The following is a 14820-nucleotide window of genomic DNA, read 5'->3' on the forward strand; positions in this document are numbered from 1 at the left end:
CGAAAAAGCAGCTTTTATGCTATTGATAGTTGGCCAAATGAAGGGATAGATTACATGACTAAAGAAATGTTAGTGCAAATAAATGGTTGTAAACTATATGCAAAATTGGTGGGAGAAAATCATGAAAAACCAACTGTTGTAATGGATGCTGGATATGGTGATTTTTCCAAGGCTTGGGATTCAGTAATCGAAGATCTTTCAATGCTCTCTAATGTTCTAATTTATGATAGAGCGGGACTCGGGAAAAGTGACACAAGTTCTAATCCCAGAACTAGCGGTGAGATGGTAAAAGAATTGAAGGAACTTCTTATTGAAGCCAACATTAATCCCCCCTATATATTAGTAGGGCATTCCTTTGGTGGAGTAAACATGAGAATGTTTGCAACTGAATATCAAAATGAAGTTTGTGGACTTGTCTTGATTGATTCTACACCTGAAGATTATAGAGAAAGATTTCTCCCAACAATGTCAGAGGATTTTCAACAAGCTTACAATAAGCAATTCATTTATGAAGGGAATTATGGTGAATTTATGGAGAGCTTAAAGCAGTTGAAAGACACTAGACTTAAATTAAATGTCCCACTAATTGTTCTTTCAGCTGGAAAAAAAGCTCATTATTCAAAGGAATCACAAGAGTTATGGAATGATATGCAGAAAGAGATACTTGAAATATCCTATGTAGGTGAATTGGTGATTGCTGAAAACAGTGCTCATTATATACAAAATGATGAACCAGAAGTGGTAGTAAGTGCTGTGAAAAAGTTGATTGACAGTGTTTGAAGTTAGATTGTGAAAAATTACACTTGAATTAATCGTGGCGATAGCTAATAATGGGTCGATTCTTCAGCTTTATCGATACTCCATTATAGGGAAGGTTAATTAAACAAGAAGCATTTTGGGAAGTGACCATTATTAAAACAATATTGAGCAATGTAGCATTTGCAGTAGTGACAGTTTTTACGTTAGTTCATGTAGTAGATAATTATTTGTAAGGGATAGTTCCTTTAATAGGTTTGTGGATAATCTTTGACTACATAAAAAAATTCGAACAGAAAACGGTTGATATTAAAACGAAAAGAATCGGTGCATTTAGTTATTTTTTTACTGCCATTATAGGCTTGATATTATTCGAACTTGGGAGGGAATTCGAATAAAAAACATCAACACTAAAGAAAAGAACGAATGGAACATTATAATCTGCGGTTTAAGTATTATGGTACTTTAAAAGCATGGAATAAATGGTTGATATTTTCCTGAGCTGAACAAACATTAGTTTGTTTTTTTGAATTAGTAGCTGGAGAAACTTCAAGGATAAAGAAAAGGAGATGAAATGATGAATAAGTATGGTACATTACATGAATCAAATGGTCGTTATGCTTTAAGATTTGAACGATTTTTCCCTCAAAAGCCAGAAGATGTTTTCCTTGTTATTACAACTCCGAGGTACTTTTCCCAATGGTACCCTTTTGCCACTGGAGAGATGGATGTCAGACTTGGGGGCAAAATTGACTTCGATGACGGAGAAGGAGCGACTTATAAGGCTACCATCACTGAGTTAGAAAAGCCATATTTATTTGGTTTCCGTGAAGAAGGTGATCTAGTGAACATATCTTTGCAGGAAAGGGATAAAGGTTCTCTAATGATCTTCACCCATACTTTTGACGACGATTCATGGGCAGTTAATACCGCTGCAGGATGGCATCGGTGCTTGGATGTCCTTCGCCAGATAGTCAACGGACATCCAGTGGAATGGAAAGATAATGCCTCTGAATTAAAGGAGTATTATCAGGAAGCTTTTCGAGCGAATTAATTAAATATATTGAGTTAACCATTAGAGACTAATTGGTATAAGGTGCTTATTTCATGCAAGTGCTTTAATTGAATAAGAAAGATTGAAAGCCAACATTAGGTGCTGGCTTTTTATCATACTTAATAAAGGAAGCGGTAGGATGAAAGTCGTTGATTTTTGGTATCTAATTGGCTTGATTTGATGCTTTACTATGAGAAAGTAGAGACTTTATCTTGTATTAAAGTGTTCAACAAACGGGGGCGTTTATTGAAGAACGCGTCCTTTTCCTGTATTTGGCCAGTTAATAGAACAAATCTTTATTACAGAGTGGACTTTTACTATGTAATAACAAATAATTTTCTATTAAGTAATGCATCTTAATAGAGATTTTATTTATCGGAAATAAGTTTTCAACAATCAGGCGAGATTGTTGATCGTTTAACGAAGATTTGTTTTTTGCAAGGATTCTTACTCACCTTGAGAGGTAAGTAAGGGAAAAAGTGCTAGAAAATAGTCGGTACCATGCCTCCATCCATACGAATCGGAGAACCTTTAAAAGCGGAAGCATAAGGGCTACATATAAAGGTAGTTAATCTACCTATTTCAGCTGGCTTGATAAATCGTTGAATTTCAGATTGAGGTAGATTTTTAGTCATGAATTCTTTCTCTTTTGCTGAAAAAGTCATATCTTCATTTGGATACATCCCCTCAATTATATGATGCACATTTTCAGAGAGCGATGGTCCTGGCAAGATGGTATTGATTGTAACTTCTTTTCCTATTGTTAATTTAGATAGGCTTTTTGACAATGATAATAGCATTGATTTTGTCATACAATATTGAGGCATTTGTCCCGATGGCATAACTGCTTCTTCACTCGCAATAAAGATAATTCGGCCAAAATTATTTTTTATCATTTTAGGTAAGTAAAATTTGGATAGTCCATTTGCTGCAAGAACATTAGTACGGATATACTTTTCCCATACTTCATCGTCAACGTCCTCATACTTCATAATTTCATAAATCCCCATATTGTTAACTAAAATATCAATTTGGGGATGTTTTTTAAATAATGCTTCCCTTTGTTGATTATCTACAATATCGGCAGTAGCATTTTGAGGGAGGATATCAGGGAACTCTAGCTTAATTTCATTTACAGTTCGTTCTACCTGTTCGTAATTTCGTCCATTAATTAGTACATTAACACCTTCCTTTGCAAGTTCAATGGCAATTGCTTTACCGATCCCTCTTGTTGAACCAGTGACTAAAGCTGTTTTATTTTTTAAGTCCATATCCATAATACATTGCTCCTTTTAGATTGAAAGATATTCCTCTTCCTCTGTAGTTCTTATTCAGTTATCCTGCTGATAATACAGTGTCGAAAAGTAAACTAGTCAATTTATCAAGTTTGCACCGAGATGTTCAGTACGCCATTGTAAAGGGGTAGCACCTTCCCATATGTGAAAGGCGCGGTAGAATGAGTTTTGGTCTTCATATCCAATCAAAAAGGCAACCTCTTTAATATCCAACGACGGGTCTGCCAGGTATACTCTTGCCTCCTCATGTCGAACTTTTACTAACAAATGCTTGAAGCTTGTGCCTTCTTCAGTAAGCCGTCGTTGCAAGGTTCGATCACTTATCCCTAACTCGCTCGCAATAGTCTGAATGTCAGGGCGACCTCCTGCTAAGCTACGTTTCATGATCCACTTGACCGTCTCGCTAATTGAAGGGCTGCGTGGCTGCTCATTCAACGACTGTTCCAGTACCGGAGTCAGTATCTCTAGCAATTCTGCATTATACGAGACAAAGGGACGATCCAGATCTGCTCGATGTATAGTCAACCTGTTACAATTTGTACCGATCTGAATTCGGCAGCCGAAGTAATCTTCAAGTATCTGCATGTCGCCAATTGAATGGGTAGAAAATTCTACTAACTTTGCTGTCAAAGGTTGACCTGTGCCCCGGCGCCCCAGTTCGAGAAGAAATGCCAAAGTAATGCCAATTAATATGGACAGACCGGGTTGTTCACTATGAAATGTTTTTATTTCAATTGTACAGTGTTCACCTTCCTCGGTGATATGTAAGCTTTCAGGTGGGCAAAGTTGTTTGTACTTGGCCATTCGCTTTAAAGCATCACGGTAGTCACGAGCGTGGTAAGTTGCTAAGACAGTCGGAGGGAAATGATCTGTTTCAAAGGATGTCGCGAGCTTGATGATTCCTTTGGAGGTGTCATCAATGAGTTCGGAAAAAGCCTGCCAGATCGCAAAATATTGGGCTGTGGTGACAAATGGATCAGAAACAATGGAGATTGGCAATTGTGCTTTTCGAACTACCTCGTTGGCGACTATTCCCAATTGACGTAATCCTGTCCAAAATCCTGCAGGGATTTTTATACGATCAGAGGTATAGAACGTCATACATATGGGCCTCCTTTATCTATTTTCATTAGTAGTTTAAGCGTTTCCTTCTTTGCTAATAGTACAGTTTCATAGTAACTCTCCAACGATGCTTTGTAACTAGCGAATAGCGACAAAACACTTGCTAACTACGCCAAATTGTATTAATAACGATAGCAATACATAAAGATCTATTTACTAAATTGGTCCGTTTTTTTAAAGCTCTATCTTATTTTCCACTATTCAGCAAACAAAGCGCAATTGTTGAATAAGTACTAAGATGAGAAAATAACAGATTTATTTGCTGAGCAGTACACGAATAAAGTGCAATTACTTTTCTTATTCAAAAGACCGGGGCTTATCCTGAGCTGGCTGAGTTTCTTTTGTGTTTAAAGTTTTTCTTGAGTAAGCTGCTTGATTTTGAAATAATTGGTATTAAGTTAAAGGGCAGGTTAGTTGAAGAAGGAATCCAAATAATCGGTATCGAATTATATTATAAATTTCATAAGGAGATAACAAACGATGAAGTTCAATTCCGTTCACATTGATAGATTATTAATATAATGTACGAAAGGCTGGAATAAATCATGGCAAAAAAAGAAGCATCGAAAATTCAAACAGAACGATTGATTTTACGTCCGAGAGCAGAAAAAGACATTCCCAATATGCTTAAAATGTTTAACAATGATGAAGTAAGAGAATTTCTTGGGATTAATCCCCCTCGTGATGAAGACTCAATGTTAGAAATGGTTAGGAATCGTACTGAAACAAAATGGACTGTCGCATTAAAAGATACGGATGAATTCATCGGTGATGTAATGATTCCAGAAATAGCAGAAGGTTATCTTGGCGAAATTGGTTATCGCTTCATGAGGGAGCATTGGGGATGGGGTTTTGCGTATGAAGCGGTTTCCGCGGTCATTGAGCATTGTAAAAGCACATTAAATCTTAAACGCCTATGTGCTACTATAGATAATAAAAATATGCCGTCAAAAAAGTTAATTGAAAAACTCGGGTTTACTTTGGTAGCGGTGTTGCCTGAATCGAATTTAAGAGGCAGAGTTGCCGATATAGCTTACTATTCTCGTATAGTATAAGCATCCTTACGCTCTCCTGAGAAAGATGAACAAACAGGTGAGTGTTTAAATGGGGGGTATTTTTGGTCAAGCGATATGATTTTAGTGAAGAGGATTAGGCGGGAAAATATTGAAAGAGTGATTAAACAATTAATAATAGATGGTGAATTTGAAAGAGTATTTAGTCGTTGTGAATAATAGGCTTATTCCATTAACGGGAGCTATTGCTGAAGACCAATTAGGCAGCTGGTCTTCAGCGTTTTTTCTTTCTGACAGACTTATAAAATTCAGAAAACGATCAATTCAATAATCTTTTCGTATAAAAAAACTTATTAAGAAACATGCACTAGAAAAAATATAAATCATATATAGGTGATATCCCGTTTGAATGCTTGAGGAGGATATTATGAAACCACCTATGTTACCTAGTGAAAAATATTTCGGCAATTTAGAACTAGTTTATTCATTTTATGGGGCTATGCCTACAGGTGTTAGTGTTTCGGAAACTGGTCGTGTTTTTATTTGTTTTCCGAAATGGGGAGACGATGTTAAATTTACGGTAGCGGAAATTGTTGAGGATAAATTGCAGCCTTATCCTAATTTACAAACCAATTCGGTTAACCCTGAGAATATCACAATGACTTTCATCAGTGTCCAAAGTGTAGTTGCTGATGGAAGGGGAACGCTTTGGGTATTAGATACAGCGGCACCCAATTTTTCTGAACCAATTAAAGGTGGGGCGAAATTAGTCGCTGTTGATTTAAAAACCAATACAATTAGAAGAGTATATACCTTTACAGAGGATGTTGTCCTGCCAACAACTTACCTGAATGATGTCCGATTTGATTTTCGTGTTGGAAACGCTGGTTATGCCTATATAACGGATTCTTCTTCCAAAGGACCAGGAGCTATTATCGTCGTAGATTTAGAAAATGGAAACGCATTTAGACGGTTAAATGGGGCAAATTCAACTTCACCCGATCCCTATTTTATACCGAAAGTAGAAGGAAAAGTGTTGATGAATCGAAATAAAGATGGCGGGACTTCTCCCTTGAGATTGGCGTCTGACGGTATTGCGATTTCTCCTGATGGAAAGGTTTTGTTTTTTTGTCCACTAACAAGTCGTCATCTATTCTCGATCCCAACAGAAGCCCTGAGAGACAGAAATATACCGGACATGGATCTACCTTATCATGTGGAGTATTGGGGAGAAAAAGGTGCATCTGATGGAATGATTACAGATGCAAAAGGGGTCGTTGATGCTGGAGATTATGAGAACAATAGTATTCGAAAGATATTGCCGAATGGCATAATGGAAACCATCGCACATGATCCGAGAATTTTATGGCCGGATACTTTTTCAATTGGTCCGGATGAATACTTATATGTCATTGTGAACCAATTACATCGACAGGCGAGATTTCATTATGGAAAAGACCTGCGACAAAAACCTTATAGTTTACTTCGTATGAATATTGATGAATTACCTGCATCTACCATTTGATAATCAAAATTAGTTGGTTCATTTTTTTGTAAAATTTGACTGTAGGGCCAATAGGTCGTAATTTGTAAAAGTAAAAGAAAACGCGGTTGAAAATGAGGGGAATCGTATATTTCCCTTTTTTACGTGAGTCTCTTTATATTGTGGAATAAAGAATTGTGAAAATTGGTCATAGTAGAGCGGGGGCGGTTCTCTCTCTATCCCAAAAGTATAGTGGAACCGTCCCCAGTCAGCTATTTTAGTTGACCGAATCATGCAGATAGGAAACGGCAATCTGAAATGCCTTTATCCTTCTCTCGATGTAGGTACGCTGCCCACTTCCGGGCTTCAGCTTCTCAAGAAAGGAAGGAAGCGTAAACAGCAAACCCTCCAGAACCCCTTTTGCCTCTATCAAATCTTCTTTGCTGACATCTAAATCTTTGCCTTCCCAACATGCATGAAGCACATCTGCGCCAATCCTTGCTGCTTTCAATCGCTTCTCAAGCAACTTTGTCTGAGGAGCACCAGGTTTCATATGAGCAAGGGCATTTTCAGATTTACGAATGATGGATAGAAATGCTTCAATAGATTGCTGTTTTTCTTCCTCTGTCATATTTACCATGAGTCAATCACCTCGTTTCTCTTAGAATAGACTATTTGTAGTTTAACAAAAATACATAACCAGGACTGACATTTAATAAAGTGAAGTCTAGATACAATAGATTATTAAACTTACATAATTTTTAATAGTTCTCACCCGCCACAACTTAAAGCTAATAAAAAAATTCAAGAAATAAGGAGTTTAAACCAAATGGAAACAAAAGATAAAGTTCAAGCAGAGACCCTGCTTAACCACCTTTTCCGAGGATCTCAACTGGATGGAGTTCAATTCGGGGTATCCCCAGGTCCCTTTAGGCTATCTTTCTTTCATTATAAAAACACCGATGTCGAGGATGCCCAACTCTTTTTAAACATTGAATCTAAGTGGTGCCTTCTGTCTTCAAATGTAAAACAGTATCCTTCAAAAGAGGATGAAATAGAAGATCTTTCTGAAGAGGAAAACTATCTCCAAATCATTCGAATGAGAAGACAAGTGGTGGAAAAAATCGAACTGGTTGACGAGCATGCTCCCCACTTACTCATTCGATTTGAAAACGATTATTCATTATTTATAAACGGATATCATGACGAATTTGAATGTTGGCAAGCAGGGATTGATGGGGATAGTGAATTTGTAATTGCCTTACCAGGAAAAGACCTGGCTATTTGGACTCCTGATCATATTACTGAATGATGAATGCAGATCGCTTTGATTTGAGGAGGTAAAGAATTAGTGTAAAAAAAGTTAAAAAATACGCTTTCTCCCAGTTGGGATTGGGCGTATTTTTTGGTGCTTTTAATAAGGCAAGAAAAGTTAAGGTTCCTTTAAGCTTCCGTTAAGCTTCCTGTAAATTTCCACCATTATAATATAGAAAGAAGAATTCTTCAAAAAAAGTTGAATCGATCGATTTATCAACAGAATGTATCTTGTCAAAAGTGTGTCGACCAAGAGAAAGGTTACGTCAAACAAAATGAAACGTAAAGAGACTTATCGTGTAATAGGCATCATCGCATTGTTGTTCGGAGTAGCTCTGTTGCACTTGATTAATGAGAAGCAGCCAATCAAGGTCGCTGTACTCGATAGTGGAATTAATAAAGACCATCCGGCATTGAAAGGAAAGATACATAAATCATTTAATGCCATTCAGCCGAATCAACCGATTGAAGATCATTATGGCCACGGCACTCCGATCGCAGGCATCATAGCTGCCGAAGATTCGGGAGGCGAAATGAGCGGACTGGCTCAACATGTGTCCATTTATGATGTAAAGGTTCTAGATAAGAAAGGCAACGGGAAGGTAGCCGATTTGGTCAAAGGAATCAACTGGTGCATCCAAGAGAAGGTAGACATCATCAATATCAGTTCCGGTTTTCAAGTTGATGATCTACACCTTAAGAAGGCAATTGATGAGGCGCTTTCTTCAGGGATTATCATCATATCGGCAGCAGGTAATACACTGGGGCAAGAGGCTGACTATCCGGCACGCTATGAAGGCGTATGGTCCATCACATCTGTAAACTCCGACATGGTCCGATCTTCATTAGCGGCAAGGGGAAAGGTTGATTTCGCCGCAACTGGGACAGAGGTTCTTTCAATCAATAAAGATGGGGACTTGGAAACTTTCAGCGGTACTTCCTTCGCTGCTGCCCAAATATCTGGATATACAGCCCGCTACTTGTGAAAGCAATTCACAAAGAAGGGAGTGGGATAAAAATGTTTAAGGAAAGCATCAGTCTCCCCTTAATATATTTCTTGGCATCAACTGTTTGGCAAATAATCGATAATCGACAAGTTCAGTGGATAGATAATATAATGATCTGCTTTTTTATATTCTTGTTCTTGATGTTATATAATTGGTCGAAAATCCCTTATAAATGGAAGAAGGATAGTATCGGAAGTTTACATTAAAATCAACACAGCAAACATCAGGGGGAAAGTATATGAATATGCACATTAGAGAAGCCACCCGGAATGATTATGATGTGGTTCATCAAATCCAAAGACAAGTGCACGAAATTCATACAAAGGAAAGACCGGATCATTATAAGATGGCTGATACAACGTTAGACAAAGAGTATTTTAACAACTTGATAGAAGGAGAAAATACAAAGGTCTTCTTACTGGAAGAAGACCACCCAATCGCTTATACAATCCTTACGATCAAACATACTGAGGAAAGACCCATTCTCATTCCAAAGAAAGTGGTCTATATGGACGATTTTGGTGTTGATCGTATGTACAGAGGAAAAGGAGCGGGGAAAATATTCTTTGGGAAAATATTAGAATTCGCAAAGGATATAGAAGCAGACTCATTAGAATTAGGCGTGTGGGAGTTTAACGAAAATGCCATAAAATTTTATGAATCAATGAATGTAAAGACAAAAATGAGGAGGATGGAAATAGAGTTATAAAGCTCTCCTTGTCCCATCGTGTTCACTTGGATCTTCATGATTTGATATAATGTTTACCACGCAGCTTCAATGCTAAGGATAGGAGAGTGAAATATGGAAAATAACGTTTTTGAAGAGATGGCGAAAAGATACGATACAGAAGATCGAATAGAATTAGCTAAAGTAATTGTAAAGGAAGTAAAACAAGAACTACAAAATAGTAAATCAAAATCTCTAATCGACTACGGGAGTGGCACCGGTCTGATTAGTCTGGAATTAACGGATTTAGTGGAATCCATTTTGTTGGTTGATTCATCAGAACAAATGGTAGAGGTTGCGAAAGCAAAGATTTCTCAAAAAGCTATCACCAACTCGGAAGCACTTTATTCAGATTTTACCCAGGGAACTCCTGCTCTTAAGGCTGACATCGTGTTAATGTCACTCGTCCTTCTTCATATTCCCGATACTAAAAAGATTCTAAATGAGTTGTGCAACATTCTGAATGATGGTGGCAAGCTCATTATTGTTGATTTTGACAAAAACGATAACATCAGCCACCCGAGGGTTCATAACGGCTTTGTCCATGAAAAACTGAAAGAAAAGCTATCCGAAGCGGGATTTAAGTCAACGGAAATCAAGACATTCCATCATGGAGAACGTATTTTCATGAATCAGGATGCCTCCATGTTTATATCCAGTAGTATAAAGTGATTTAGGGGAAACAATAGCTTAACCATAGAAATCGAGTTTGAAATCATAAGGCTCTTTTCGCAAAGATTGTTGTTTTCTAATATAGAATCTGCGAGGGCTCTGTCAACCAGTTTATGCTGAATGGTGAGGGAACTTCTCCGCTTTCCGCTGACGTTAGGCCGAGCTTCCTCAGCTTAGCGGAACGGGGTCTCAGCACGCCCAAAATCCGCCCGAGTCTGCGCAGTTCCCCTCACCATCTTTAACAGAATTTTCTTGACAGAGCTTCAAGGTGTGCAAGAAAAAATTCTTCTTTCTTAAAAGGTAAATCAATCTCTACATACCTTAAATGAGATTGTTTGCTAAAATTCTTGTTTTAATTGTTCCCCATTAAGGATTCATCCTCAGAAAGTTGATTGGAGCGGAAGGATGCTCGACTCCTCCGGGAATAGCTGGACAGCTCGAAAAGCGCAGGCGGCTTGACCAGCCCCGACTAGCATAAGATGAATGGGCCGAGAAGGCGCTCTTTGCCTTCTTGGACCATTTAGCTTATGACCTCGAGGGGCTAGCCGCCGGAGCTGGACAGGTGAGACCCCGCAGGCGCAGCCGAGGAGGCTCACCGCCAGCCCCGCGGAAAGCGAGCATCCTGGAGCGGAAATCAACTATTACTTTCTCCCTCTACAATAAGCAACAAACTTTACGAAAAGAGCCAATCATAAAGATGTTAGGCTCGATTTTTTTTAGGTGGGTACACAATGATTATTCCACACTTGACATTGACGTGAATTCAATCAATGATGATGGTAATAAATGTGAGGGTGATTCAGTTGAAGGATTCAGTTGATATTCTAATAATTGAAGATGATGAGGATATTAATCGCTTACTATGTAATATTGTCAGGAAAAGTGGCTATTCCCCCAAGCCCGCATATTCAGGTACGGAAGCAGTGATCTACCTGGACAGTCAAAAATGGGATATGGTATTAATTGATCTCATGCTCCCGGGTTTATCTGGTGAAGATCTATTAAAAAAGGTCACAAATGAAAGTAATGTTCCGATCATTATCATTTCGGCAAAGCTTGAAACACAAACGAAGATCAATTCGTTAAGAGCTGGTGCAGACGACTATATTACTAAACCTTTCGATGTTGATGAGGTATCGGCCAGAATTGATTCCTGTCTTAGAAGGTACCGGGATCTATCAGATGCTCCACTGACAAATCAAATGTTTTATAAAGATATCGTATTGGACACGGACTCAAAAATAGTGACAGTGAATGATAATGAACTCAAATTAACGGCACGGGAATATGAGATATTGCTTCTCATGATGTCCTCTCCTAAAAAGGTTTTTTCAAAGGCTAATTTGTTTGAGAGTGTGTGGAATGAGAAATTCCATGGGGACGACAATACCATCAATGTTCATGTAAGTAATATCAGAAGTAAGCTTGCGAAAGCGAATCAGAATGAAGAGTATATTGAAACCATTTGGGGAATGGGCTATAAACTAAAAACTTAAGGTTTTCTTAAGATATGACTTAAGACTTTCTTACGTTTTCCTTCTTATACTTTAAGAGTGTTCAAAGAGGAGCCCTTTGAACAAGTGAATAAAGGAGGAAATATTGATGAATGGATATGTATTAAAAACCAGTCAATTATCAAAAACATATCAAAATAAAATGGCGCTTCATAAAGTGAGTGTCATGATCAAAAAAGGGTCTATTTATGGATTTATCGGTCAGAACGGTGCCGGGAAATCAACGTTGATTCGCCTAATAACCGGTCTCGCGTATCCAACGACAGGTACATTTGAATTGTTTGGAGAAAGCCAGGAACGAAATATTATTGAAGCAAGAAAAAGAATTGGAACCATCATCGAAGGGCCGGCGCTATATCCGCAAATGACCGCCGCTGAAAACTTGGAAGCTCACCGTCTGTTGAAAGGGATACCGGGAAAAGACTGTATCGAAAAGACCTTGAATTTAGTCGGTTTGCAGAATACAGGAAAAAAGAAAGCAAAGGATTTTTCATTAGGAATGAAGCAGCGTTTAGGCCTTGGTATCGCATTATTAGGGGATCCTGAGTTTCTGATTCTGGATGAACCGATCAATGGACTGGACCCTATGGGAGTTGTCGAAGTACGGGAATTACTTAAAAAGCTTAATCGAGAATATGGAATTACTATACTAATCTCCAGTCATATATTAAGTGAGCTGCATTTACTGGCCACTCACTATGGGATTATTCATGAGGGAGAATTGTTAGAACAACTTTCTGCGAAAGAACTGAATGAAAAATGTCAGCAGTACCTGCATATTAAAGTGGATGATCCAAACAAGGCTGCAACGGTAATAGAAAATCATTTTTCAACACAAGAGTTTGAAGTGATGCCTGATGGAACCATAAGGTTGTTTGCCTATGTTGACGTACCGGGTGAAGTTTCCAAAATCTTAACCAGTGAAGGGTTGGTCATAGAAGAATTTATGCCGATGGGAGAAGATTTGGAAACGTACTTTAGTCATCGCATCGGAGGTGTACAGCATGGGTAATCTACTAAAAACGGAGTGGTATAAATTAAGGAAGGACCGATCATTTCGATTCCTGACCTGGATGTTAGTTGCGGCTGCAGTGTTGTTTCCACTAATAGAATTCGATAATGGGGCTTCAGGATTACCAACTGTAAAGGATTATTATCGGGAGAGCATTCTCGGTCCTCATGCGAATATAGTGAAGCTTATTCCAAGTATTTTGGCAGGCTTCTTTATCACAAGCGAATATTCCATGGGTACGATGAAAAGTATCGTATCTTCAGGCAATAGCAGGTTCCGAATCTACTCTGCAAAGCTGATCGTATTTTCAATTGGAGCCATTATCATATCATTAATATTACCGATTATGATGACAGGATCCAGCGCCATCTATTTTGGATTTGCAGAGATGCCTGAGTGGACATATTACCTGCAAACATTGGGACTGATTATATTGTACGGGGCAGCCTTCGCTTCCATCATGGCGATCTTTTCTATCCTGTTTACAGACAGTGGGAAAACGATAGGGTTTCTTCTTCTGTTCTTTGTATTTGCTGATTGGCCCCTGCAGATGTTAGCGGCAAAAGTGCCCTTGTTTGAAACCATTTTAAATCATTCCATCTTTAAGTTGATTTATGACATTATCATTGTGGATACGTTGAAGAGCGGGGATGTATTAATCATCATAGTGGTTCCCATTCTGACGTTTCTGTTATTTGGTGCTTTAGGAAGCATGATTTTTCAAAGAAAAGAAATTAAGTAAAACGAAAGTGGGTGAGGTCAAATGATACTCTATTTATTGATGGCAGTTTTGGCAGCCTTCGCATATGTCCTCATCCGTTTTTATCTGTTGAAAAAGGAAATGAAAAGGGCAACCTTGCAACTCCGGCAATTACACCAACAGGACTCAGCGAAAAAATTGACGATTAGCTTTTATGACCGCGATTTCGAGGAGTTAGCACAGGAAATAAATAACCAGATTGATTTAACGAAAAAGGCTGAAGCAGTCAAGCGCTCCACTGAAAATGAACTAAGACAGGCTATATCCCATATTTCTCATGATATTCGAACACCCATGACATCAATCTTAGGATATATTCAATTTCTGGAATCAGATGAAATGAGCCATGAGGAAAAGAAGAAATACATTGAAACAATCAAAAATAGTGCAGGAAGGTTAAAGGTGTTACTTGAAGATTTTTTCGAGCTATCGATTATTGAACAAGCGGATTACCCTTTGAAAATGGAGAAGGTCAGTGTTAACCATTTGATTATTGAGTCACTATTAGGGTTTTATGAGGAGTTTAAAAAAAGGGATATAGAACCGGACATCCATATCCCGGAGCAAGACATTATGATGATGGCCGACTCCTCTCTCATGAAAAGAGTGATCGAAAATCTTGCAGTGAATGCCATTCGATACTCTACAGGAAATGTGACCATTCAGCTTAAAGAAATGGATACAGCCGTTCAGCTGAAAATTTCAAACTCTGTTGGGAAAATGAGTGAGCTTGACGTACATCAGATGTTCGACCGTTTTTATAAGGCTGATCAAACAAGAACCGGGAAAGGTACTGGGCTCGGTTTACCGATCGCGAAAAGCTTAATGGAAAAAATGAACGGAAGCATTCATGCTGAATTAAAAGAGAATCATTTAACGATGATTTGTGAATGGGAAGCGGAATCCGATTAATACAATACTCCACAATTACCATCAGAGCTGAAGTTTAGTCGTTACTAAAAAAATGGGCTATTATTTGATTGACAATTTGAGCTATTCTGCGATACTATATACTAGTAGTCAGTATTACTGAATATCAGTAGCACAAAATACCTGAGAGACAAATTACAGGGAGTATACGAAATACAATT

At 38.2% G+C, this 14820-nt stretch carries 15 protein-coding genes; 12 read left to right on the plus strand and 3 right to left on the minus strand.

All coding sequences use genetic code 11. From position 1 onward, the window contains the following. Positions 1–54 precede the first annotated feature (54 nt). Positions 55–780: an alpha/beta fold hydrolase gene (locus tag RSX31_RS09175; RefSeq protein WP_315634354.1), complete on the plus strand. Its 726-nt coding sequence runs from the start codon at positions 55–57 to the stop codon at positions 778–780. A gap of 553 nt (positions 781–1333) precedes the next feature. Beyond that, positions 1334–1810 (plus strand): SRPBCC family protein, encoded by a 477-nt coding sequence (locus RSX31_RS09180; protein WP_282139152.1) that lies wholly within the window; start codon positions 1334–1336, stop codon positions 1808–1810. A 482-nt stretch (positions 1811–2292) separates the two neighbouring features. On the opposite strand, the gene RSX31_RS09185 is transcribed toward RSX31_RS09180, so the two are convergent. Beyond that, positions 2293–3087: an SDR family NAD(P)-dependent oxidoreductase gene (locus tag RSX31_RS09185; protein WP_315634355.1), complete on the minus strand. Its 795-nt coding sequence runs from the start codon at positions 3085–3087 to the stop codon at positions 2293–2295. A 96-nt stretch (positions 3088–3183) separates the two neighbouring features. Continuing rightward, a complete protein-coding gene (locus tag RSX31_RS09190; RefSeq protein WP_315634356.1) occupies positions 3184–4206 on the minus strand; it encodes an AraC family transcriptional regulator in 1023 nt (340 codons plus the stop codon). A 566-nt stretch (positions 4207–4772) separates the two neighbouring features. Here RSX31_RS09190 and RSX31_RS09195 point away from each other — a divergent pair. Both RSX31_RS09195 and RSX31_RS09200 read left to right on the plus strand, forming a co-directional pair. Continuing rightward, positions 4773–5282, plus strand: coding sequence for a GNAT family N-acetyltransferase (locus RSX31_RS09195; protein ID WP_315634357.1), 510 nt, complete (start codon positions 4773–4775; stop codon positions 5280–5282). Positions 5283–5649: 367 nt separating this feature from the next. After that, the gene (locus RSX31_RS09200; protein ID WP_397548085.1) at positions 5650–6765 is read left to right on the plus strand and encodes an L-dopachrome tautomerase-related protein; all 1116 of its coding nucleotides are present in this window, start codon (positions 5650–5652) and stop codon (positions 6763–6765) included. A 235-nt stretch (positions 6766–7000) separates the two neighbouring features. Here the strand turns inward: RSX31_RS09200 and RSX31_RS09205 are convergent, their stop codons facing one another. Further along, on the minus strand, positions 7001–7363 hold the full coding sequence (locus tag RSX31_RS09205) for a hypothetical protein (RefSeq protein WP_282139139.1): 363 nt from the start codon (positions 7361–7363) through the stop codon (positions 7001–7003). 189 nt (positions 7364–7552) lie between these two features. Here RSX31_RS09205 and RSX31_RS09210 point away from each other — a divergent pair, with 189 nt between their 5' ends. The 8 genes from RSX31_RS09210 (at position 7553) to RSX31_RS09245 (ending at position 14641) form a co-directional block, all read left to right on the plus strand. Beyond that, positions 7553–8035, plus strand: a complete 483-nt coding sequence (locus tag RSX31_RS09210) for a hypothetical protein (RefSeq protein WP_282139138.1) — start codon at positions 7553–7555, stop codon at positions 8033–8035. 277 nt (positions 8036–8312) lie between these two features. Continuing rightward, positions 8313–9023 carry a S8 family serine peptidase gene (locus RSX31_RS09215; protein WP_315634359.1) on the plus strand — a complete coding sequence of 237 codons (711 nt, stop codon included), beginning with the start codon at positions 8313–8315 and terminating at the stop codon, positions 9021–9023. Positions 9024–9282: 259 nt separating this feature from the next. Beyond that, positions 9283–9753, plus strand: a complete 471-nt coding sequence (locus tag RSX31_RS09220; RefSeq protein ID WP_315634360.1) for a GNAT family N-acetyltransferase — start codon at positions 9283–9285, stop codon at positions 9751–9753. Between the two features lie 93 nt (positions 9754–9846). Next, positions 9847–10443, plus strand: coding sequence for a class I SAM-dependent methyltransferase (locus RSX31_RS09225; protein ID WP_315634361.1), 597 nt, complete (start codon positions 9847–9849; stop codon positions 10441–10443). Between the two features lie 803 nt (positions 10444–11246). Next, entirely contained in the window at positions 11247–11939 is a 693-nt protein-coding gene (locus tag RSX31_RS09230; RefSeq protein WP_315634362.1) for a response regulator transcription factor, read from the plus strand. Between the two features lie 106 nt (positions 11940–12045). Beyond that, complete coding sequence (locus RSX31_RS09235) at positions 12046–12969, plus strand: ABC transporter ATP-binding protein (RefSeq protein WP_315634363.1); 924 nt, start codon at positions 12046–12048, stop codon at positions 12967–12969. Continuing rightward, positions 12962–13711 carry an ABC transporter permease gene (locus tag RSX31_RS09240; protein ID WP_315634364.1) on the plus strand — a complete coding sequence of 250 codons (750 nt, stop codon included), beginning with the start codon at positions 12962–12964 and terminating at the stop codon, positions 13709–13711. The genes RSX31_RS09235 and RSX31_RS09240 overlap by 8 nt, the downstream gene beginning before the upstream one ends. A 21-nt stretch (positions 13712–13732) precedes the next feature. Then, positions 13733–14641, plus strand: coding sequence for a sensor histidine kinase (locus RSX31_RS09245; protein ID WP_315634365.1), 909 nt, complete (start codon positions 13733–13735; stop codon positions 14639–14641). Positions 14642–14820 lie beyond the last annotated feature (179 nt).

The organism is Rossellomorea yichunensis (genome assembly GCF_032337515.1).
GTDB classification, from domain to species: Bacteria; Bacillota; Bacilli; order Bacillales; family Bacillaceae_B; genus Rossellomorea; species Rossellomorea yichunensis.